This window comes from Shewanella sp. QJM3NY_23 (assembly GCF_056173105.1).
Genome location: NZ_CM149657.1, coordinates 2378024 through 2401685, shown reverse-complemented (window position 1 = coordinate 2401685; position 23662 = coordinate 2378024). Strand labels below are relative to the sequence as shown.

General features: G+C 46.6%; 18 protein-coding genes. 12 read left to right on the top strand and 6 right to left on the bottom strand.

Annotation, left to right across the window (positions count from 1 at the left end):
• Positions 1–29 precede the first annotated feature (29 nt).
• Positions 30–2762 carry an insulinase family protein gene (locus tag AC0VXX_RS10820; protein WP_475516998.1) on the bottom strand — a complete coding sequence of 911 codons (2733 nt, stop codon included), beginning with the start codon at positions 2760–2762 and terminating at the stop codon, positions 30–32.
• 275 nt (positions 2763–3037) lie between these two features.
• Between AC0VXX_RS10820 and sixA the strand changes: the two genes are divergently transcribed.
• Positions 3038–3508, top strand: coding sequence for a phosphohistidine phosphatase SixA (sixA, locus tag AC0VXX_RS10815; RefSeq protein WP_475514238.1), 471 nt, complete (start codon positions 3038–3040; stop codon positions 3506–3508).
• Positions 3509–3679: 171 nt separating this feature from the next.
• Here the strand turns inward: sixA and smrB are convergent, their stop codons facing one another.
• Positions 3680–4207, bottom strand: a complete 528-nt coding sequence (gene smrB, locus AC0VXX_RS10810; RefSeq protein ID WP_475514237.1) for an endonuclease SmrB — start codon at positions 4205–4207, stop codon at positions 3680–3682.
• Positions 4208–4286: 79 nt separating this feature from the next.
• Between smrB and prmB the strand changes: the two genes are divergently transcribed.
• The 6 genes from prmB to AC0VXX_RS10780 all read left to right on the top strand — a co-directional run bounded on the left by prmB (position 4287) and on the right by AC0VXX_RS10780 (position 9728).
• Entirely contained in the window at positions 4287–5231 is a 945-nt protein-coding gene (gene prmB / locus AC0VXX_RS10805) for a 50S ribosomal protein L3 N(5)-glutamine methyltransferase (RefSeq protein WP_110456107.1), read from the top strand.
• Between the two features lie 97 nt (positions 5232–5328).
• The gene (gene aroC, locus AC0VXX_RS10800; RefSeq protein WP_475514236.1) at positions 5329–6423 is read left to right on the top strand and encodes a chorismate synthase; all 1095 of its coding nucleotides are present in this window, start codon (positions 5329–5331) and stop codon (positions 6421–6423) included.
• Positions 6424–6511: 88 nt separating this feature from the next.
• Positions 6512–7687 (top strand): MFS transporter, encoded by a 1176-nt coding sequence (locus tag AC0VXX_RS10795; RefSeq protein WP_475514235.1) that lies wholly within the window; start codon positions 6512–6514, stop codon positions 7685–7687.
• A gap of 51 nt (positions 7688–7738) precedes the next feature.
• A complete protein-coding gene (locus tag AC0VXX_RS10790; RefSeq protein WP_475514234.1) occupies positions 7739–8869 on the top strand; it encodes an ATP-NAD kinase family protein in 1131 nt (376 codons plus the stop codon).
• 38 nt (positions 8870–8907) lie between these two features.
• Positions 8908–9189 carry a YfcL family protein gene (locus AC0VXX_RS10785; RefSeq protein WP_475514233.1) on the top strand — a complete coding sequence of 94 codons (282 nt, stop codon included), beginning with the start codon at positions 8908–8910 and terminating at the stop codon, positions 9187–9189.
• 2 nt (positions 9190–9191) lie between these two features.
• Positions 9192–9728, top strand: coding sequence for an RNA methyltransferase (locus tag AC0VXX_RS10780; protein WP_475516997.1), 537 nt, complete (start codon positions 9192–9194; stop codon positions 9726–9728).
• 317 nt (positions 9729–10045) lie between these two features.
• Here the strand turns inward: AC0VXX_RS10780 and mnmC1 are convergent, their stop codons facing one another.
• Complete coding sequence (gene mnmC1 / locus AC0VXX_RS10775) at positions 10046–12052, bottom strand: FAD-dependent 5-carboxymethylaminomethyl-2-thiouridine(34) oxidoreductase MnmC1 (RefSeq protein ID WP_475514232.1); 2007 nt, start codon at positions 12050–12052, stop codon at positions 10046–10048.
• A 103-nt stretch (positions 12053–12155) separates the two neighbouring features.
• Here mnmC1 and fabB point away from each other — a divergent pair, with 103 nt between their 5' ends.
• Complete coding sequence (gene fabB / locus AC0VXX_RS10770) at positions 12156–13367, top strand: beta-ketoacyl-ACP synthase I (RefSeq protein ID WP_475514231.1); 1212 nt, start codon at positions 12156–12158, stop codon at positions 13365–13367.
• A gap of 69 nt (positions 13368–13436) precedes the next feature.
• Here fabB and AC0VXX_RS10765 read toward each other — a convergent pair whose 3' ends face one another.
• Positions 13437–14174 carry a YciK family oxidoreductase gene (locus AC0VXX_RS10765; RefSeq protein ID WP_110456099.1) on the bottom strand — a complete coding sequence of 246 codons (738 nt, stop codon included), beginning with the start codon at positions 14172–14174 and terminating at the stop codon, positions 13437–13439.
• Between the two features lie 260 nt (positions 14175–14434).
• On the opposite strand from AC0VXX_RS10765, the gene AC0VXX_RS10760 reads away from it, so the two are divergent.
• On the top strand, positions 14435–16933 hold the full coding sequence (locus AC0VXX_RS10760) for a VolA/Pla-1 family phospholipase (protein WP_475514230.1): 2499 nt from the start codon (positions 14435–14437) through the stop codon (positions 16931–16933).
• A 131-nt stretch (positions 16934–17064) separates the two neighbouring features.
• Entirely contained in the window at positions 17065–18096 is a 1032-nt protein-coding gene (gene sohB, locus AC0VXX_RS10755) for a protease SohB (protein ID WP_475514229.1), read from the top strand.
• A gap of 340 nt (positions 18097–18436) precedes the next feature.
• Here the strand turns inward: sohB and AC0VXX_RS10750 are convergent, their stop codons facing one another.
• The gene (locus AC0VXX_RS10750; protein WP_475514228.1) at positions 18437–19006 is read right to left on the bottom strand and encodes an arylesterase; all 570 of its coding nucleotides are present in this window, start codon (positions 19004–19006) and stop codon (positions 18437–18439) included.
• A gap of 58 nt (positions 19007–19064) precedes the next feature.
• Between AC0VXX_RS10750 and AC0VXX_RS10745 the strand changes: the two genes are divergently transcribed.
• Both AC0VXX_RS10745 and AC0VXX_RS10740 read left to right on the top strand, forming a co-directional pair.
• Positions 19065–19802: an ABC transporter ATP-binding protein gene (locus AC0VXX_RS10745; RefSeq protein WP_475514227.1), complete on the top strand. Its 738-nt coding sequence runs from the start codon at positions 19065–19067 to the stop codon at positions 19800–19802.
• Complete coding sequence (locus tag AC0VXX_RS10740) at positions 19802–22252, top strand: ABC transporter permease (protein WP_475514226.1); 2451 nt, start codon at positions 19802–19804, stop codon at positions 22250–22252. Before AC0VXX_RS10745 ends, AC0VXX_RS10740 begins: the two co-directional genes overlap by 1 nt.
• 148 nt (positions 22253–22400) lie before the next feature.
• Here the strand turns inward: AC0VXX_RS10740 and AC0VXX_RS10735 are convergent, their stop codons facing one another.
• Complete coding sequence (locus tag AC0VXX_RS10735) at positions 22401–23321, bottom strand: TIGR01777 family oxidoreductase (protein WP_475514225.1); 921 nt, start codon at positions 23319–23321, stop codon at positions 22401–22403.
• Between the last annotated feature and the right edge of the window lie 341 nt (positions 23322–23662).

The window sequence follows — 23662 nt, the reverse complement described above, 5'->3', positions numbered from 1 at the left end:
AGGGGTTGCCCTAGTGTATTATTCAGGTGTTAATAACTAAATTTGGGGGCTTGCTGTTTAAATGAGCGCAGGTCTGTGATCATATTGTCTGAGTTAAGTGGTTCCTGATTTCTATGTTGCTCACCCGTGGTAAACAATACGAGACGATCGCAATGTTTAGTGCGCATTTTTTGCATCATAAATTTAATTAAATCAGAACGAGTCAGTTGTTTTAATGCTTCGACGACGAGCTCTCGTTGGTTAAATTGATAATCTTTATTGCCAATACTGGACCAGTAACGTTGGCCACGGGTTTTTAAGTTGGGATCATGTTCCATGATTTGGCTAATTAAGCCTTGTTTGGTAAGTTCCCATTGGGTATTTGTTATCTGCATCACCGCATAATTAAAGTCAGCGATAAACTCATCAATAGCTTCCAGCAGTTGCAGGGGCCCTGTTGTTGGTGATTGAATATAGAAAATCATGCCAGGGTAGCGATTGAGTGGTAAGTAGCCGGTACCGACCATGTAACCCAATTGACGTTTAGTGCGCAGTTCATGAAAAAAAGTAGACGACATCGTGTGGTTGAGCAAGCTAAATAATGCCATGTTTAACGTCGATGCTTGTGCCGATTGATAGTAAACGATGATACTACTATCTTGATGTGCGACGCGGACCTCTCTGATGAGGGTGCCGACATTTTCAAGGTTAATCAGTTCGCGCTCAGACTCGCCACTAGGGGATGAGACGAGTGACAAAATATGCTCGAGTCGTTTACCTAAGGCTTTAGCTTCTTTAGTTAACCAATCTCCATAGACTAACCCTTCCAAATGCAACTTTTCATAGAAGCGGCTGATATGCTCGTGCAGATCGTCTAAGGTGAGTTTTTCTAACTCTTCAGCCATGCGCAGTGGCTCATAGCTGCGTCGTTGCAGTGTAACCGTTAAGCTGGTAAATAATTGCGAGATAGGTTTGGCACGGCTTTGATTATACCAGCTGCGTAATATCTGCTTCTTAATTTGCTTAAAGCGCTCTTGGGTAAAATTACGCTCTCTGGCTTTGCTGATTAATAACGCCAGCAGAGCCTCTTGTTTGCCGGTAAATCCGGTTAGATGCAGTGTAATACCGCCCTGATGAGGGTAAATATTATAGCTGAGTCCAGCCACTTCGGCGGGGTAAGTGTATTCCGTCAAATAATCCAACAGCATTTCGACATACAAGCGTGTCAGCGCCGCATGACGGGGAGTGGCGGTCGCTTGCTGTGAGTCTAGGGATAGGTAGATATGTCCTTTAGGGACATTAAACTCATCGTCTTTTCGATGCCAAATCCGGTAGCCATTTTCTTGGCAGACAATCACAGGAACATTGTGCGCGCTTTTTTCATCTCTTGCGACGGAGTCGGCAATAATAAAAGGGTTAACTTCCGGAAGGCTGAGCTCCTGTCGTATTGTGGGGTTGTACCATGGGGTTAAACGAGCTTTATCAATGGGTTTGATTTTATACGGGGAGTGATACCACGCCGCTTGTTTGTCGGTGTCGAGTTCTGGCGAGATCAGCTGAATGCGCAGGTTATCTGGTGTCATTAACGCCAGTAAGGCTTGGGTTTCTGCGATATTGAGGCCATCCATGCGGTAATCGCCATAAACGATATCTTCGACATCATAATGGTGCATGTTAATACTGAGATGACTCGCTAAGTCGAGTGCTTTTATCTGCTCTTGGTACTTAAATGCTAGGGTTAATAGATTGGCCCGCTCTTGGTAACGCCACGAGGTTAAGCCACTATGTTTGATGAGGGTTAAGTATTCAAATGTCGCTTGAATGACATCATCGAGTTGCGCAAGTCCCTTATCGGTTAACTGAATACTGATGTTGTAATCTTTAAAGTTATAGCCACTTACGCCGCCGCCAGCCGAGAGATTCGCAGCCCAATCCTGACTTTTTAAGTAACTGAGTAAACTTCCTTTACCTTCATAACCCAATAAATGGCTGATAAAAGTGAGGGGCTTGCGTTTATAGAAGCCGTCAATGGCGGGCAGCGGAAAGGTGATGGCGACTCGGCGCTGCTCCTTAAGTGGCACTATGTTTATCTGTTGGCCTAACTGTGCTGCTTGGTAGAGCGGCGTAGCAGGATAGTGTTTATGCAAATCATTATTAACAATGGATGAGAAATAACGCTTGGCTAATTGGGCTAATGTATCAATTGGTAAGGGCGCTACTAAACAAAGGGTCATTAAATTTGCGCTGTAGTGCTGCTGATAAAATGCCACTAATTCGTCGCGTAATGTTTGTTGGCTACCAGATAAGGTTTGTAAGTTACCCACGGAAAATTTACTAAATGGATGAGCTGGATTTACGGTTTCTTTTTGCACTTGATACACACGGCGAATATCGTCTTTCAGTTTTAGGCTAAATTCCGATTCAATGGCATGCCGTTCTCGGTCAACCAAGTCGAGATTAAAACAAGGGGCGATGAAAAATTGACTAAAGCGATCGAGTGACTCTTCAAAAACGTCGGCATCGATTGAAAAAAAGAAGTTGGTTTGCTCGGTTCCTGTCCACGCATTGTTACTGCCGCCATGCTGGTTAATAAAAGCATGATACTCGCCCGAATCTGGGTATTTTTCGGTGCCAAGAAAGAGCATATGTTCTAAAAAGTGTGCCATACCCGGGCGGGCGTTAGGATCGTCAAAGTGACCCACATTCACTGCCATCGAGGCTGCGCCTTGATTGGTTTGCCAATCTTCGACTAAAAGCACCCTTAATCGATTGCTAAGTTGCATATAGCGATACTGGCGATGATCATTGGGACTTTGAGTGATGCGGGTCGACGTTGGCAATTGAGCGGCTCCAACCTTAATGGCAACACGCTAAAAAAAGAGGTTGCTCGTTAAAGGGTAAATAAAACAATAAGCCTACATAGTGGTCTCGAAAAACGACTTTGGCAAATACCTTATTGCCTATTCGACTAATTATTAACAGACTTTAGGTGTGTTACGGTTGACTTTAACGCTACAATTGCCAAGAAGAATAAAAATATATTGTAGCGAGAAGTAGTATGCAGCTTTTTTTAATGCGACATGGGGACGCTGGGTACAATGCACATTCCGATCGGGAACGGGTATTGACTGACGTAGGGCGTCACCAAACCGAATTAATGAGTAATTGGTTAGCACGGCGTGTTACAGATGTTGATTTAGTCTTGGTTAGCCCTTATTTGCGCGCTCAGCAAACCTGGCAAGAAGTCAGTAAGCACTTTCCTGAGCCTCGACATTGGCAAGTACTGGATGATTTAACCCCATCAGCCGATCCGCAGCGCGCGGTCGAGACTGTTTTAGCTTATGGTGAATTATATAAGGCAGATAATGTGCTAGTGATTGCTCACATGCCATTACTTGGCTATATGGTCAGTGAATTAGTGTCAGGTATTGAGCCGCCATTATTTGCAACTTCAGGGATCACCTTGATAGACAAGCATGGCGAAAGGGCATCACTCTCGTGGCAAAACACACCTCACACAGTGAGTTAATCATGGTATGAATGGCTAATGCGGATAAATGCGATAAAGCCTCTATGATGATTTATCGATCCTATCCAGTACTAGAAGTTATCTGTACTAAGAGTTACCTGCATTAAGCGTTATCGGCATTAAAGAGATTTCTGCATTTAAAAAGACGCTTAAAGCGTCTTTTTTTGTGGGCTAGCCCCATTCATGACGCTCGCCAACATCGACTAACACCAGCAGCGCGGCATCGCCGCCCCACTCTTTAGGGGCCTTATGGAATGCCTTTACATGCGGATGCTGGGCAAGCCACATGGGAATATTTTGTTTTAATACGCCTGTGCCATGGCCGTGCATGACGCAGCAGCATGCGCAATGTTGTTTTATGCAGGCTTGCAGCAGGGCAGCGAGTTCTAATTTGGCCTCAGATTGGCGCATGCCATGAAGGTCTAATAACAGTTCGGGTTGATAATCACCGCGGCGTAGCCGTTTGACTTCAAAGCTGTCGACATCGTCACGTGCCCACCGCATTGCACCTTCGGTGGGCAAGTATGGTTGGTAAGTATCTGAAAAATAGCTGTCGGCATGCAGTTCTGTGGTTCTGGCTTCCACTTCCCGCTTGGGTTTTTGTGGCGTCGAAAAATGACGCTTATCTTGTTTAAGCGGCTTTATGCCTTGGGTCAGAGCCGAAAATAGCGTCAGACCTTCATCTTTTTCTTTATTCATGGGGCTATTTTATTGAATCCGATGCCATATGAATAGAGTTCAGTTACAATGAGGTCGAACTATCTAGCTGGAGTATGTTTTGGATAAGATTTTTGTTGATGAAGCGGTAACCGAATTACGCACCATAGGTGACATGTTACGTTGGGCTGTGAGCCGTTTTAATGATGCTAACATCTATTATGGTCACGGAACCGACAACGCATGGGATGAAGCCATTGCATTAGTGTTTCATGCACTTCACCTTCCTGAAGAGATAGGCCAACAGGTCATCCACTCTAATTTGACCAGCAGTGAAAAGCATAAAATTGTTGAGCTGATCATACGTCGCGTGCGTGAACGTTTACCTGTTCCTTACCTGACCAATAAAGCCTACTTCGCAGGGCTTGAATTTTATGTCGATGAGCGGGTATTAGTCCCGCGCTCGCCAATTGCCGAGATGATAGCGAACCGCTTTAGCCCTTGGCTTTATAACAAACCAGTTAACCGTATTCTTGACCTATGTACCGGCAGTGCTTGTATTGCCATCGCCTGTGCTTATGAGTTTGAAGACGCCGAGGTCGATGCACTTGATATCAGCGCCGACGCACTGGAAGTGGCACAGATTAACATTGAAACCTTAGGTGTGATGGACAGGGTGTTTCCGATCGAGTCGGATCTCTTTAGTGCTATCCCTAAAGGGCCGCAATACGATCTGATTGTTTCTAATCCGCCTTATGTCGATGCTGAAGATATTGGTGATATGCCAGATGAATACCATCATGAGCCAGAGCTAGGGTTAGCCTCGGGGCGCGATGGCCTAGATTTAACCAAGCGCATTCTAGCCAATGCTCTAGACTACCTCACCGAAGATGGCCTGTTAGTGGTTGAAGTAGGTAATTCTATGGTGCACCTTATCGAGCAATTCCCCGAAGTCCCGTTTACCTGGGTGAACTTTGAAAATGGCGGTGATGGGGTATTTGTTTTGACTCATGATCAGCTAGTTGAAAATGAATCACTGTTCGCCATTTACAAAGATAGTGAATAATAGCCATTTGTGGGTTTAGGGATAAGTCAGCCTATTGGGTAATTAACCATTAGGCTAGGCTGGAAAACGTCTAATAACATTGAGGTGAATAAAGCAGATGTCGGGAAACAGTATTGGTCAAAATTTTGTAGTGACTACATTTGGTGAAAGCCATGGTAAGGCATTGGGGTGTATTATTGACGGATGCCCTCCGGGATTGACGCTGAATGAAGCCGATATGCAACACGATCTTGACCGTCGCCGCCCCGGAACATCTCGCTATACCACTGCACGACGTGAAGCCGACGAAGTGCAAATTCTCTCAGGGGTGTTTGAAGGGAAAACCACAGGCACCTCGATTGGTTTAGTGATTCAAAATACCGATCAACGCAGTCAAGATTACTCCAACATTAAAGATCAGTTTCGTCCAGGACATGCTGATTATACCTATCAGCAAAAATATGGCCTGCGGGATTACCGCGGTGGGGGACGTTCATCGGCACGTGAAACGGCCATGCGTGTTGCTGCTGGCGCCGTTGCTAAAAAGTATTTAAAGCAAGTGCATGGTATCGACATTCACGGATATCTCAGCGCGTTAGGGCCGATTGTGGCTGACAAAGTCGATTTAGCTCAGGTCGAGCAAAATGCGTTTTTCTTTCCTGATGCCGATAAGTTAGTCGCCCTTGATGATTACATGCGCGACTTGAAAAAGAGCGGTGATTCAATTGGGGCTAAGGTGTCTGTGGTGGCAACCAATGTGCCTGTGGGATTAGGTGAACCTGTATTTGATAGGCTCGATGCCGATATCGCGCATGCGTTAATGGGGATCAACGCGGTAAAAGGCGTAGAGATTGGCGATGGATTTGAGGTGGTTAATCAAAAAGGCTCTGAGCATCGTGACTTAATGTCACCTCAAGGGTTTGCATCTAATCATGCCGGCGGCATCTTGGGAGGGATATCTTCAGGTCAGCCGATAGTGGCCCATATAGCCATGAAACCCACATCCAGCATCAGTGTGCCGGGCGAGAGCATGACGGTACAAGGTGAAGAGTCTGAGGTGGTGACCAAAGGGCGACACGACCCTTGCGTCGGGATCCGCGCCGTGCCCATTGCCGAAGCGATGTTGGCCATTGTTCTTATGGATCACCTGTTACGTCACCGTGCACAAAATGCCGATGTACACAGCGAAACCCCGGTTATTGGGATGAGATAATCTCAATCAGTGACGTAAAAGAGGGCACATAGTATGTGCCTTCTTTTGTTGTACATCAGATAATTAATGAGTTGATTGAGCCTTACACATGCAACAAGCAGATACTTTTCACTCCTTGCGCTGGATCAGCGCTTGTTATTTTTTCTTCTTCGCTATTCTTGGGGTATTAGTCCCTTATCTTGGCGTGTTTTTTGAACATCGCGGCTTTGAGGCGCAAGAAATTGGCTTCTTATTGGCGATTTTAATGGCCACCCGTATTATCGCCCCCAATGTATGGGCCATGGTCGCCGATAAAACCGGCATGCGTGGTCAACTGGTTAAGCTTGGGGCGGGCTGCTCCGCGGTGGCGTTTTTAAGCTTTTTCTATCACGGTGGTTTTGTCTACCTTGCTATTAGTCTCAGTATTTACACCTTCTTCTGGAATGCTATTTTGGCGCAGTTAGAAGTGATCACGCTAGAAACCTTGGGCGAAAACACCAGTAAATACGGTAAAATCCGCAGTTTTGGCAGTGTCGGTTATCTGGTGTTCGTGGTCAGTGTAGGCTTTGGTATCAGCTATTTTGGCACCGAAATTCTTCCTTTTGTCGGGTTGGGCTTGTTTTTATGTCTGCTGGGCTGTTCATTGTCACTGCCTAACACTCGAGTGATGGTGGACAAACTGACTTCGGTTGAACCGCTTAAAATCGATAAGGGAATTTTTTGGTTTTTGGTGTCGGCACTGTTACTGCAAATGAGCGCCGGGCCTTTTTATGGCTTTTTTGTGCTGTATCTCAAGCAAGTTGGTTATAGCGAATCCACCGCTGGCGTGTATGTTGCGCTGGGAGTGCTGGCTGAAATAGTGATGTTTATGTTTGCGCCGCGACTCATGGGGCGTTACGGGGTGAAGACATTATTGGTGGTCAGTATTGGCTTTAGTGCTGTGCGTTGGTTATTAATGGCTTTTTGTGTTGGCAATATGTTCTGGCTTGGCGTGAGCCAACTTTTGCATGCCTTTACCTTTGGTTTAGTGCACGCGGCGTCGATTCAGTTTGTGCACCAAAAATTTGATATTCGTCACCGCAGTAAGGGCCAAGCTCTGTATGCCAGCCTTAGCTTTGGAGTGGGCGGCGCATTGGGCACCTGGTTATGTGGCTTTATTTGGGGTGATGGTTCGCAAGCGTGGCTTAGTTGGGCGGTTGCCGCCGCGTGCGCTGGCTTATCTATGTTAGCGGTATTATGTATTCCTAATCTTAATTCGAGTAACCCGAAGACTGCGAACGCCTAAGGCGAAAGCCAATCAAATTAGTGCAAAGTATAAAACAGGGAGAACCGTTTGATGAGTAACACATTTCGCTTGGGGGTTATCATTAACCCCCTGGCTGGACTTGGGGGCAGTGTTGCCTTAAAGGGCAGTGATGGCGTGGCGGCTGAGGCGATGGCTCGCGGCGCTGAGCCTAAGGCGCATTTGCGTATGGCTCAAGCATTAGAGGTTATTTTACCTTATCGAGATAAAGTGGAGCTGATCACCGCCTCTGGCACTATGGGCGAAGAGGTCGCGCTTAAATTGGGCTTTAACCATCAAGTGGCATATCACAGCGCAGTAGAGACAGAGGCGCGAGATACCCAAGATGCGGTCAGAGCCATACAAGCCTCTGGGGTCGATCTGCTGCTGTTTGCGGGTGGCGATGGTACCGCTCGGGATATCTTTGCCGTGGTTGATGAGACCTTGCCAGTGCTGGGCGTACCAGCAGGGGTCAAAATACACTCGGGCGTTTATGGTATTACTCCCCACGCTTCTGGCATGGTGATCAAGTTGCTATTAGATGGTGAGTTGGTCAGCTTAATGACGGGTGATGTGATGGATATTGACGAAGTGGCTTTTCGGCAGGGGACGGTAAAGGCGCGCCGCTTTGGTGAGATGTTGGTTCCAGCCGAGCCACGCTATATCCAAGCCGTAAAAATGGGCGGTAGAGAGGTTGATGAGTTAGTGCTTGGTGATATTGCTGCCCAAGTGATAGATCAGATGGAAGATGAGCTTTTTATCATGGGCTCTGGCAGCACTGTGGCTGCGGTTATGCAAGAGCTGGGCTTAGCGAATACGCTGCTTGGGGTCGATGTGATCGCGCACCGTCAGTTGGTTGGTAGCGATTTAACCGCCAACGAGCTGCTTGAATTGACTCAAGATAGGCAATGTAAATTGGTGATCACCCTTATTGGTGGACAAGGCCATATTTTAGGCCGAGGCAACCAACAGTTGTCGAGTCGGCTTATCCGCGCCGTTGGTAAAGACAATATTATTATCTTAGCCACAAAAACTAAACTAAAAGCACTTGAAGGACGCCCCTTAATTGTGGATAGTGGCGACCCAGAACTCGACGCCGAATTGTGCGGCTATTATAAAGTCGTCTCGGGATACCGCGATTATGTCATGTATCAGGTGGCCAACCCTGATCTTGTCTCAAGATAAGTTAAGCGGCAATACACTGTTAATTGATTGGAGAAACCATGTTAGAGCAGTACGAACAAGCATTAGATCAATGGATTGCAACAAAAGTAGCGCAGGGCGATGACGATCAACTGTTTGCCAGTGGTTATTTGCAAGGCCATTTTGCCGTGGTGTTGTCGCAGTTAGAAGTTCAAGCAGAGCAAGACCATCAAGCACTAGATGACAAGATGCAGGTTTGTTTGGAAACCGCTAAAACGGAGCTCGCGCCAGCCGACTTTTTATTAGTGCAAGGTGCTTGGGATGAATTAAGCGCAAAAATTGCCAGCTTGGAAGCACAGTGATCATGCCATGCGATTCGTTTGTGACGATAGGGTTAGTTAATCCCAAAAGCCCCACTAATGTGGGTGGCGTTATGCGCGCCGCAGGCTGTTACCGCGCCGATGCCGTCACTTATACGGGTAAACGTTATGCACTCGCAGCCAAGCATCGTGGTGAGCAATACAATACCGATACCAAAGGTGCGGGACTAACGATCCCCTTAACGGGTGTCGAATGTCTACTGGAGGGGCTTGATGTCGATACGCAAGTGATCTGCGTTGATTTAGTCGAAGGGGCTATTCCGCTGCCTGAATTTAAGCACCCTAATAAAGCCATTTATCTGTTTGGCCCCGAAGATGGCACGATTGATCAGTATCTGATTGATCGCGCCGATGCGGTGGTTTATATGCCCACTGTGGGGTGCATGAACTTAGCATCGTCAGTCAATGTGCTGTTATACGACAGGTTAGCTAAAGGTGAGCCCACTGGCAGCGATGAGTTGATCCGTCAAAGTCGCGATACCAATAATCGCGTCAAAGTGAAACCCAACGCCACGTTATAAGCTAATCTCGAACTCAATCTTTGCCCTATGACCAACGTTAAACGTTAGTCGGCATAGGGCAATAGGTTGGTGGGTAAGAAGTTAATGGACAAAGGGGTGACATAGCGTTCAGGTGATTTAACTTTTAGCACACGCTTAACCGTTCACCTTAACGGTTAACTTAGGCCTTATCTGTTTTATTGTAGCCATGTTGCATAGCAAGCTTATTTAGCCTTACGTAATCAATTACCGTTAATATCCGTCACTCATATCTTTCAATAATATCCGCAGCTTCAGCAATCATCGTTCTGACTTTACTTACATTAAGTAACCTGATTTTACATCAGTGCTTTGCCCTTGATTAATTTTCTCATCCACATACGGTTCGGGTTCAACAAGCCTAAAATGGGTGTCGTGGTCGGGATCAATTCACCGCACATTTGCGCCGCCAGCAGCTCTGCCGCTAACGGACCCGAGGTCAGACCGCGCGAGCCCAGCCCTCCTAATATAAAGAGTCTATCGTGGATCGGTGCCTGGGTATGTAACCAATACTGCGCACTCGATTTGGTGTACTGCTCGGTTTGGTAGGCGTCGATGATGGCATCATAATCTGGCGCGCAGCCCATCATAGGGGCGTGATCTCGGGTCACCATGCGCACGCCCACGCGGGCGCTATGGCCGCTAATATCGACATCTTTAGTCCAGTCAGCTTGGTAACTGGTGCGTATTTTATCTAAGTTATCAAACTGTTCGGTCGCACTGTAATCTAGGTTGTCGGGATCTTTAATATAGCTAGCCCCAGTGCAATGCAGTTCGTCATGGGCAGGCGTTAGGTAGCCGTGAGAGCACAATACCGTAGTGAGCTTTTTAAGCGCAAAACGTGATGGAATATGGCTAACTTGTCCCCTAAAGCCGCTGATCGGAAGTTGTGCGGTTTGCGAAAAATCGGTTAAGTGGCGACCATTGGCCAGAACCAGGTTGGCAAATGGCCCAAACGCTTGTTGCTTATTACCCACTTGTGCGTTGATGTACCACTGATTATCACGCCGCTCAATGGCGGTCACTTGGGTATTAAAGTGGCACGTCACATCACTCAGTGTTGTGGCTTTTTCTATGGCTGCGGTGGTTAGTTGTTGTGGGTTAACCCAGCCCCCCAAGGGGTAATAGATAGCGTCTATGCCTATCTCTATCCCTGCGATAGCACTGGCTTGGGCGCCAGTAAGAGGCTTAGCTATGGTATCAGCCCAGGCTCTGGCGGTGATAATTTTATGCAAGCGCTTGGCACTGCGATCATCATGGCCTGTTTGCAAGACACCGCAAAAATCATGATTAATCTTGTATCCTTGCTTAACGAGGGCATTAATCCGCTGGCGACTAAACAGGTATCCTTGCAGAAAAAATTGGCTCAATGGTCCATCTTCTGGTGTCAGTAGCGGATAGATTGCTCCTTGTTTATTGCCAGAGGCCTGTTGGCCTGGGGCGTTATCCATGCAAAATAGCGTCAGTGCCTGGCCGCGCTCGGCAAGTGATAAGGCCAAGCAGCCACTGGCCACGCCGCCGCCGATAATGGCGGTATTACCGTCTGTGGCACTTTTTAGCGGATTATAGGCAAAGGTTTGTTGCTGCTGGTAACGTAATGCAGCGCGCTCTTTTTTAGCAATATCGAGACTGACCGGATCGGGATGGCTAAGGAGCGTAATTTCACTGAGCGGTTCTAACGGCCACTGTAATAAACGAAAGCCGCAAAGCTGGGTGACGTTACTCAGCTGTTGCTGCACCGAGGCGCTGAGTGATTCATTAGGGGAGGCCGCTAATATCACGCTTGCGTCATCATCGGATAATCTTGCGAGTTGCCATGCTAACGGGTGATCTAATTTAGGGGCTTGGGTGTTACTGAACATCCAAGCGCCAAAGGTTTGCTCAGCATTGGTGAGTTGTTTTAATGCTTGTATGGTTTGGCCTATATGCACATCTATCGATAAGGCACCATCGAAGCCAATAACCCGATGACAACCAGCCACTGCTGACATGCTGATGTCATCAAGTTGCTGTACAATGGCATCAAATGGTTGGCATTGCTGCGATAGCGAGCTTAAATCACTCGCCTGTACAATAAAGTAGTGCAACCTCAATGGGCTTTGTTGAGGATTATGGGCGATATGGCTAAGCAACTGTTTGATGACACACTCAAGCCCAGGGCCTATGATACCTAGCATCATAGGCAGGCGCGTTGCACGGTAAAAATGTGCCACAATAGACTCAATGACACTTTTGTTTACACAAATTTGGGTTTTATTTTCAGGTTCGTTAGCCAATGATTTTACTCTGACGATGATATTAGGCATTATTTTACCTGCCTTTATGGAAAGCTGACCACTTAATTGCGTTAAAAGCGCTACTATTGGCCCAGCAAAATTGGTACTAGACGTACGGAATGGACAGTAAATAATGAAAAGAGTCGTGATCACCGGACTTGGCATAGTTTCAAGTATTGGTAATAACAAGCAAGAAGTCACCGAGTCACTCAAAGCAGGTCGTAGTGGGATCACCCACTCAGATCAGTTTGAAGAAATGAAGCTTCGTAGCCATGTTTGGGGCGACATTAAGTTAGACCCTAAAGAACATATTGATCGTAAAGCATTACGTTTCATGGGCGATGCCGCAGCTTATGCGTACATTGCTATGGAGCAAGCGATTAATGATGCCGGGCTAACAGAAGAGCAATATTCACATCATCGCGTTGGTATTATCGCAGGTACGGGCGGCGCATCATCGGCCAACCAGGTACAGGCTGCCGATACCCTGCGTGAAAAAGGCGTTAAGCGCGTTGGTCCTTACATTGTGCCACGTATTATGTCGAGCACGGCTAGCGCTTGCCTTGCAACGCCGTTTAAAATTAAAGGCATGAACTATTCGATTAGTTCGGCTTGTGCAACCAGTGCACATTGTATCGGTCATGCGGTTGAACTTATTCAGATGGGCAAACAAGATATGGTGTTTGCTGGCGGTGCAGAAGAGGTTGATTGGACTTTGACCATGGGCTTTGACGCCATGGGCGCGCTATCGACTAAGTATAACGATTGCCCAGAAAAAGCCTCTCGTACCTATGATGCTGACCGTGATGGTTTTGTTATCTCTGGTGGCGGCGGAATTGTGGTCGTTGAAGAGTTAGAGCATGCGCTAGCGCGCGGTGCAAAAATTTATGCTGAAGTGGTGGGTTACGGCGCATCATCAGATGGTTATGACATGGTTGCACCATCGGGCGAAGGCGCAGTGCGTTGTATGCAAATGGCGCTTGCCGATGTCGATACACCTATCGATTACATCAATACTCATGGTACATCGACGCCAGTAGGAGATATGCGTGAGCTAGAAGCATTAGCCGAAACCTTTGGTGATAAACTTCCACCGATAGCTTCGACTAAGTCACTGACGGGTCATGCGCTTGGTGCAGCTGGTGTTCATGAAGCGATCTATAGCCTTATTATGATGGAAAGCGGCTTTATTGCGCCGAGCATCAATATCGACAACGTCGATGAAAAAGCTAAAGGGATGCCGATTGTGACTGAATATCGTGAAGCAGAGCTAAATACCATTATGAGTAATAGCTTTGGTTTTGGTGGCACCAATGCAACTTTAGTGATGCGTAAATATAAATAGATGATTTATTTATAGTTGATGCATAGAAAAGGGAAGCGAAAGCTTCCCTTTTTTTATACTTCAATCAGGCTATTGAGCGTTAAATTGTTGGCCAGTGATGTCACTAGAGTCATCACCCATTAAGTATAAGTAGGTTGGCATGATCTCTTCTGGGGTTTTCAAAGTTTGTGGGTTTTCTGCTGGGTAAGCGTTGGCGCGCATACCTGTGCGAGTCGCCCCAGGGTTGATGCTATTGGCGCGCAGTGAAGTTCCTTGGTATTCATGGGCAATGGATTGCATCATGCCTTCGGTGGCGAATTTTGAAATAGCATATTCGCCCCAAAATGCGCGTCCCTGACGGCCAACACTACTTGAGGTAAAGATGAGAGAAGCCGATGGCGCTTTTTTCATCACGGGTAATAACGCCTTGGTCATCATGATCTCGGCGACCACATTGACTTGCAGTACATCTCTTACCGAATCGAGTGAGATATGCTCAAACGGGCCTAAAACCCCTAATAAGCTGGCGTTGTGCAGTAAACCATCTAGGTGGCCAAATTGCTGTTCGATGGTTTCGGCCATATCGATATAGTTCTGCTCGGTGGCACCTTTCAAATCTAATGGCACTATTGCAGGTTTTGGGTAACCGGCTTGTTCAATTTGATCATACACAGCTTCAAGCTTTTTGACCGTTTTGCCTAATAAGATCACCGTGGCACCATGCTCAGCGTATGCCAGTGCAGCGGCGCGTCCAATGCCATCACCTGCACCAGTAACCAAAATGGTTTTATCTTTAAGTAAATCTTTTGCTGCCTGATATTCCAACATGAGTTAATTTTTCCTATTAGCGGAATTACCCGCCATTTCTATGATTTATTACAGTCAAAAACGCTTGTTTAAAACAAACGATTAAGTTGTGACCTTTTATCCCGCTCTTAAATGTGACAAAGATGTAGCTAACTCAATAATTTTACGTTAACTTGAGCTGAGATAGGGACTTAAAAAGTCCTACGGGTCACGCAAGGAAGACTATTGTGACCAATTTTTGGGGAAAACAAAATTATTACAACAAGATTTGGGGAAAAAAGATGAAAAGACTCTTTTTGGGTGTCGCAATAGCATCCGCGTTAGGAATGACAGGTTGTAGCGAAGATAGTGTTGATCAACTGGCTGATAAGACCGAACCGTTGACACCTCAATCCACGATAGTATTTGATCCGGCTAATGGTGCTGTGCCATTACCTAACGATTTGCTTTTTAGCGGCACACTTGATGGTACCATCACTATTCCTAAAAGTTCAGATCCAGATGCTCCAAGTGAGGCTAATGGTGATTATACCGATGCCACCATCGCCATAGGCGCATTAGATGGGTGGTCTACCACATCGCCAATTTCGATTAATGTTGCTCTGGCGACTAACAATGAAGGCGCGGCACTGATTTTAGATGCCGTCTCTGTTGCTCAACCAGGTGCGGTGCGATTGTTTGAAGCGACGGTCGGAGGACCACTCTCAAGCGATCCTGAGTGCCAAGCTGCGGCATCTGCATCTGCCTGTAAAGTGGGTGATGAGCTGCAATTTGGTGTTGATTTTGTGACCACCACATCGGGTAGCACCATTGCGGTTATTCCGCTTAAACCACTTAAAGCAAACCAATCTTATATTTATGCCACCACCAATCTTATTCAAGATTCAGAGGGCCGTGCACTTGCGCCGTCTTCGACTTATGGCTTATTAAAGCTCGATATTGAAACTAAGCCCTTAGAGACACCTGAGCAGTTAATGCTGCAAGGTTTAGTCAATAGTTACGAAAAAGGCATTGCAGCGGCTCATGGTGTTGACTCTTCAAGTATCAGTTATTCAGCTTTGTTTACCACCCAAGCGATCAGTGATGTTTATGAGACGACCAAGTTATTGATGCTACAAGAAGGCTCGCCTTATGCGCCCTCCATTTCAGTCCCCAAGCAACACCCGTTAGGGTTAACAGTGGCCCAAGCCGCAGGATTAACACCTGCTGATGGTCTGGCTTATGTGGTGTCGAGTCTGGCGGATGTGTATGTTGCTGAGCTGTCATTACCGACTTACGGTAGCTGTAATTCGGTGTTCTGTAATGGGATTGATGGTTATTGGAAAGCCGTTGGCGACAGCCCTGTCTCTGTGTTGTTAGCTTTACAATCTGGCACCATGAGCCAACAAAACTTTGGCGCACAAGCGGTAGCACACGGTATCGATCCGAGCCAAGCGTTAGGAAATCCAGCGTTGCTTGCAGGCAAAACGTGGCTGCTAGATGATGGTACTGCCGCCGATAAAGCCAAGCATTTGACTAAGTTTAACCCCATTCCTGCGCCTACAGGCCGTGAAACGGTACCTGTGTTGATCTCTATGCCAAATGCACAACGATTGGCTGCGTTTTATGCTGATCAAGGACAGACTTTTACAGCACCCACTGCTGGTTGGCCGACAACGATCGCTATGCATGGTTTAGGCGGCGGTAAAGAGATGTCACTTGCCTATGCCGGAAGCTATGCCGCCATGGGCGTCGCGACTATTGCTATTGATATGCCGCTGCACGGTGCGCGTTCATTTGATGCCAATGGTGATGGTACCTATGAGGTGTCAGCAACAGATCCCTCTTTTGGCGCCTTTGTTGGCAATCCTGATGCTTTCGTCAAAGGTGATCCACTGGTCTTTATCAATATCAACAGTACCTTATCGGTACGTGATAATTTCAGACAAGCAACTGTTGATCATTTAGGACTGCGCGCGGCGCTTACTGGCTTAGCGGGTGGGCTTGCCGCTGCGCAGGCACCACAGATGTTTGACATTACCCAAATTAGCGCTCAAGGACTGAGTTTAGGCGCGATAGTGGGCACTGACTTTGCCACTTATGCCAGTTCTGGCTTGACCCATCCTAATGGAATGGATTTAAGTTATGTCCATAAGCTTAATGCGGTTTCGCTAGTTGCGCCTTCGGGTGGATTTGCCGGGACTTTCATTGGTTCTGCCACGTTCGGCCCCGTTTTGTTTGCTAACATTACTGCCAATGAAGCATTCCAAGCGTTAGTCGATGCGGCTAATACTGCAGGTTATGAGCCAGGTAGTGATGAGTATATGGCTTTGGTGAAAACCGTGTATGGTCAATTTATACCGACATTTGCCTTTGCGGTGCAAACCGTTGTTGATGGCGCCGATCCCATTAACCACGCCGCTGCGCTAAAGGCGAGTGGTTTACCTGTCCATTTGATTGAAGTGACGGGCGATGAAAGCAATTTACCGGATCAGGTGTTGCCTAACGCAGTTGAGAACTTCCCTGTATCAGGCACAGAGCCGTTGATTGCTAACTTAGGTCTTGAATGTGTCGATAGCACCATTCAAGGCTCTGGCGCGGTTCGCTTTAGTAAAGGTCATCATAGCTCTATCGTCAGCCCAAGTGAGATCCCTGGTGTCACAGATGGTAAAGCGGCTGCTGCGACGGCAGAAATGCAGCAACAAGTGGCCACCTTTGCATTAACTGCGGGTAAACAGCAGGCTACTGTCTCGATCAGATATTCGTCTGTAGTTCAGCCGTGTGTGGGTATCGCGCAATAGCAGTTACATAATTGAATAAAAACCCAGCAAATGCTGGGTTTTTTTATTACTGCATTTGTTATTCAAAGTAGTACTGATAGAATAACCGCCACATTTTTAGTGTAGCGACAGAGCCTTAAACGGAGTTTATTTTGGAATTTTTGTACGAGTATGGATTATTCCTTGCCAAGGCAGTAACCATTGTTATCGCCATTATTGCGGTAGTGGTGGTGATATTGGCGTCTGCGATTAAACAGAAAGCAGATAAAGGGGAGTTAAACCTCACTAATTTGTCTGAAGAGTTACAGTCGTTAAAACACGATTTAAAAGAAGAGTTGTTGTCAAAGAAGCAGTTTAAGGCTTACGAGAAGCAATGTAAGGCGCAAGAGAAAGCAAAAGAGAAGGCGGAGAAAAGCCACAAGGATACGCCAGTAGAACCTAAAGTTTTTGTTATCGACTTTAAAGGCAGCCTTGATGCCAGTGAAGTCGCATCACTGCGTGAGGAGATCAGTGCTATTTTAACCATCGCCGAAGCAGGCGATGAGGTGGTAGTGAATGTTGAAAGTGGTGGCGGTATGGTCCACGGTTACGGTTTGGCATCGAGTCAGCTTGATCGATTGCGCAGTGCTAATATCCCCCTTACTATATGTGTGGATAAAGTGGCTGCCAGTGGTGGATACATGATGGCGTGCGTTGCTGATAAGATTTATGCGGCTCCGTTTGCGATTGTGGGCTCCATTGGTGTGGTTGCTCAAATCCCTAATTTTAATCGATTACTGAAAAAGCACGATATCGATTATGAGCAACACACTGCGGGTGACTTTAAACGAACCTTGACACTTTTTGGTGAGAACACTGATGAAGGCCGTGAAAAGTTTCAAAAAGAGTTAGAAGAAACCCATGTATTATTTAAAGATTTTATCGCCAAATACCGACCCCAGTTAGATCTTGATAAGGTGGCAACGGGTGAGCATTGGTATGGTCAGCAAGCCATTGCATTAGGACTAATCGATGCGTTATCCACTAGCGATGATGTGATTATGGATCTGGCTAAAGATAAAACTGTGATTAAAGTGCGTTATCGATTGAAGAAAAAGTTGGCAGATAAAATTGCTCATGGGGTATCGCTCTGTGTCAATGCTGTTTTTAATCGTATGGCTGAAAAAAACCAACCTATGAGTTAATCGATAATGTATAGGTCAGTGTTTAAACCCGCTTTTTAGCGGGTTTTTTATTGTCTTAACGCCCTGCTTAACCTAAAGCGCGTTTTAGCCTCTGGCTTATACCGAGCTTAATCATCATTGCCTTGTGCTAAAGCATTTGACGTTAAAAATAGGAAGCAGAGAGAGTTTGTTGTTTGGAGGATATCCATACAATAATTAAGCTGCTGTATTTTAATGAATTATAGCTATCCACTTACACATAGTGTTCAGTGAACTTTAATTGCAAAAGTACATTTTATTGACTACAAAGCTGTGGCTTGGTTCTTTAATGCCAATGCAAGCCACAGTGAAATGATTGATCCTAAAGCGGCGCGGGCTGCGTATCTAACAGCCAAGGCTTAACAAAATCGGCTATCTGCGCTTGAGCAGCTTGGTTAGGATGGATACCATCGGCCTGCATGAGGTCGGGGTGTATGGCAATATTTGTCATAAAAAAGGGCATTAAAGTCACTTGATGCTCTTTAGCTAAGTCTTGATAAACTTGAGTAAATATTTTGGCATAACGTGGCCCATAGTTAGGTGGTACCATGACTTCACTTAACAGGACTTTAGCGCCTGCTTGTTTACTCTGGCGGATCATTTCGGCAAGATTGGTTTTTAGCTGCTTAGGTGAAAAACCGCGCAGACCGTCGTTACCACCAAGTTCGATAAGCACCAGTTTGGGTTGAACCGACTTAAGCAATCCCGGTAGCCGACGAAGGCCGCCCGCGGAGGTTTCTCCGCTGACAGAGCCATTTACTATGGTTTTATCAGGCATTTTTTGTTGTAACAGATGAACCCAGCCCTGGTCTTGCTCCATGCCATAACTTGCGCTTAGGCTATCACCTAGTATCAAGATTGGGTTAGCATGGGCTGGGACAATATTGAGCATCAAGCCGAGGCTAAGCAGCCGCAACACAACATTTAAGCGAAGGATGAATAAGGATTTTATGTCAGACAATAGCGCTATCACGGTAAATAATCTCATTAAGTCAGTGGCTACCCAAGAGGGAGAGCTTACTATCCTCAACGGCATCAACATGGATGTCAAGTTAGGTGAGAGTGTGGCGATCCTTGGCCCCTCTGGATCGGGTAAATCAACGTTACTTGGGTTGCTGGCGGCATTGGACTCACCAACGTCTGGAGAGATATTCCTCGATGGTGTCGCACTGCATGGCCTTGATGAAGAAGGTAAGGCAAGACTGAGGAAGGAAAAGGTTAGCTTTATTTTTCAATCATTTATGCTAGTAGATACCCTTAATGCATTAGAAAATGTGATGTTGCCTGCAGAGTTATCGGGGGTTGAGCGTGCTCGTGAAAAGGCCGAAGCTATGCTCGAGCGCGTTGGTTTAAGTCATCGTTTAACCCATTTCCCTAACCAATTATCGGGGGGAGAACAGCAACGTGTCGCAATTGCAAGGGCGTTTATCTGCGAACCTAAGGTGCTGTTTGCCGATGAGCCTACGGGGAATCTCGACGGGGCTAACAGCGACAAGGTCGCGGATATGTTATTTGAACTCAACCGTGATAGTGATACGACCTTGATTTTGGTTACCCATGATCTGCAGTTGGCTAACCGCTGTGAGCGTCAATTTATTATGCAAGCAGGGCTATTAACTGAGCCAGATGACACGCTGAAATCTGCTCCCCATGAGTCAGGTAAATTGGCATCGATGGAGGTAAGTTAATGGAGATGCGCATTGCATGGAAGTTATTTAAGCGCGAGCTGTTTCAGGGCCAGCTTATGCTGATCATCTTAGCCATTACTCTGGCCGTATTATCAGTGACAGGGCTTGCAAGGGTAAGCGAGCGATTACAAATTGCCATCAATGGGCAGGCGTCTAAATTTATTGCCGCCGACCGTATTATCAATTCGCCAACGCCCATCGACAGTGAGATTTTAGCCATAGCGAGCAACTTAGGGCTAGCGCATGCTCAGAGCATGCAGTTTAATTCTATGGTGTATGCTAACGATAATTTTCAGCTGGTAACCGTCCGTGCGGTAGACTCTAATTACCCATTAAAAGGCCAAATTGAGTTAGTCGATGGGGTGACGACCACCTTACCGCAAGCGGATACTTTATGGTATGAGACGCGTTTAGGCGGCATGTTAAATTACCCAAGCTCGATTGAGATTGGTAATGCGGAATTTCGCCTTGGCGCCGAGATCGCGCGCTTACCTGATGCTGGTTTCAACCCTTTTGCTTCGTCACCTGTGGTATTGATGCGTCTTGACGATGTGGTAAAAACCGGGGTGATTCAACCGGGCAGTCGAGTCAGTTATATTCATCAGTTTGCGGGCGATGCCGATAAGCTTGTCGCGTTCGAGGAGGCCGTTAAACCGCTGCTTAATAACAGTCAGCGTTGGGTCGATGTGCAATCGGGCGATTCTCCCATTGCCAGTGCGGTTAAGCGGGCCGAGCGATTTTTGCTTTTGGCCAGTTTACTGGGTATCGCACTTGCCTGCGCCGCTATTGGTATTGCGGCTCAGCGCTATTGTCAGCGCCATTTTGACGTCGTTGCCATGCTGAAAACCTTCGGCGCATCGAGTCAGCAAATTCGGCTGCTATTTGGCGTACATCTCTTACTTGTCACCAGTTTTGGCATTATTTTAGGGCTACTCGGTGGGCTCGCACTTGATGCGATGTTAACCGCTTATTTACCCCAAGCTATTGCCGAATATGATGCGCCACTGGCTCGTCCGCTCTTATTGGGGGTGGCGACAGGGCTCATTTCGGCATTTATGTTTTCGGCTTATCCGTTGATGCGTTTGTTATCCATACCGCCGTTAAGGGTGTTACAGCGACAACTTGAAGGCGTACAGTTTGGCATGTGGCTACACCTACTTTTAAGTGTCGGTGCCATGGCCTTATTAGGTTACCTGTATTCGCAAAGCCTTGCCCTGACCATGACAGTTGTTGCTGGTGTATTGTTGTTAGGAATACTGCTGAGCCTCTTTGGTTTTGTGCTTATCAGGGCAGGGCACAGCGTAGGCATGAAAACCACCAATCCTATGCAATTGGCACTAGCAGGTCTGCGCCGCCGAGCGAAGCAAAATGCGGTACAACTGGTGGGATTTAGTAGTGCATTAGTACTCTTGTTAACGATAATTGCGTTGCGCCAAGACCTGCTCGATGAGTGGCAAAAGCAACTGCCAGAGGGGTCACCTAATTACTTTTTAGTGAATATTGCTCCCGATGAGCAGCAACCCCTTAGTGATTACTTTAGTCAAAATGCGATAAAGGCCACCGATATTTATCCGGTGATCCGTGGACGTTTGGTGCAGATCAATGGCGAAGACTTGATTTCATCGGATCAAGCCGATGCGGGGAATGAGGGTAGAGTGGGGATTTCAAGAGAGCTCAATCTGACCTGGCGTGACAATTTACCCCCAAATAACGATCTATTATCGGGCACATTTAATCAAGCCAGTGATGAGGTATCAATTGAATCAGGCGTCGCAGAACGCTTGGGCGTTGATTTAGGTGATACATTAACTTTTGAAATAGACAATCAAAGGTTCACTGTGAACATTGCCAGTATACGTGCGGTGCACTGGGAAACCTTACAGCCCAACTTTTTTATGATTTTCACTCAAGAGGCGCTAGCGCCCTTTGCGTATACCTCCATGGCTAGCTTTTATCTTGAAGACAACCAAAAACATCTGGTGCTTGAGTTGATTAAACGCTTTCCTACCGTGTCGATTATTGATGTGGGCGCCATGGTTAAGCAGTTGCGTGAGATCATCGACCAAGTGTCGTTATCGCTCACCTTAGTGCTGGTACTGGTATTACTCGCTAGTAGTTTAGTGATGGTGGCACAAACGGAAGCGGGCATGGCAACGCGCCAACGCGAACTTGCCGTATTAAGGACGTTTGGCGCATCGGGCTGGTTATTGCGCATGGCGACCGCACTAGAATTTGCCTTATTAGGACTGATAGCCGGGGTGATGGCTGTGGTTGTGGCCGAATTCACCTTGTATCTGTTAAAGACCCAAGTGTTTGAGCTCGTTGTGTATATGCATTGGGATTGGTGGATATTAGCGCCACTGTCTGGCGCCGTTATTGTGGCTCTGCTGGGCACGTGGCGTTGCCGGCAGTTACTGCAAAAGTCGTGTGGTGAGTTACTTAAAGCCTAATAAACAGCAGAAGCCAGTGACCCATAAAGGGTTTACTGGCTTCTTGTTTAATCTCGATGGTTGGCACTATGTCATTTTGAGCGATTAAAAGACGAGATTAGCAGCAAACATGAGTTACACATCTATGTTTACTGTCTTCACCCAATCCTTATTGATTTTGCATTAATGCCGCTAATGCCTCTGGCAGTTGTGGGTATGTAAACTGATAACCTGCTTCTAATGCACGGTTAGGGTAAACATATTGCCCCTCAAGTAACAGCTGTGATAACTCACCTAAGGCGATATTCAGCGCCATTGCTGGCATAGGTAAAAAGGTCGGTCTATGCAGTGCTTTGCCAAGCGCTTTGGTAAAGTCTTTATTACTGACCGGATTAGGTGCAGTGCCGTTAAAAATGCCACTGCATTTATCATTATTAAGTAAGAAAAGGATGAGTCCCACTAAATCGGCTTGATGTATCCAGCTCATGCCTTGCTTGCCTGAGCCGATAATGCCTCCACCGCCCATTTTAAAAGGCAGTAACATCTTTTTCAGTGCGCCGCCGTTAAGGCCAAGCACTAAACCGATACGAACAATACACACGCGAGTGCTGTTGGCTGCCTCAAGTGCCAGTTCTTCCCAGCGAGCGCAGACCCGATGAGCAAAATCCGTATGACTGGCATCATTATGCTGAGTTAAATCAAAACTTTCATCAAGTAAGGTGTGGTCATCATGATTGCCATAGATACCAATAGCCGAGCCACTAATAAAAACTGACGGCGGATGTTGACTGGCGTTAAACAGTTGGCTCAGTCTTGCGGTAATATCCCAGCGGCTGTGACAAATTTTTTGTTTTTGCTCTAAGGTCCAACGCTTGTCGGCAATAGGCTCTCCCGCAAGGTTAATCACAGCATCGAACCCATCTAGCGAAGATAATGCACTGAGATTACCTAAGAGCCGGTGCTGACGGCCCAGTTCGAGATGGGCCTTCCCCGCGGAGCGAGTCAATATGGTGATGTCATTATCGGCACTTAATGCGTTAACGAGCTGCCGCCCGATAAAGCCTGTGCCTCCAGTGATGAGTATTTTCATAGTCGCTCCACTTTTTTCTACGTTATCAAAAATATACACTAACTATCCTAGTTAGGATCATTATATTGTTAATATTTAATCGACTCTCATCTTGGCGGATAACAAAAAGATGGCAGAGCTGGACACCTGGCTAGACAAATCTGCTGTTTACTCGGACTGTTAGGTTAACCAGAAGAGGGCTTGGTCAGTGCCTATGATTGAGTTCAGTATTATGATGGTTATATGTTAAGGCTGATTCAGCCTGTATCCTTGTCTTATTGAGCGATACAAGGCTGTTTCTGCTATGGTGGTAGTGGCAACCAAAGCGATGATTTTTTTGATAATCATGCGATAATTTACTC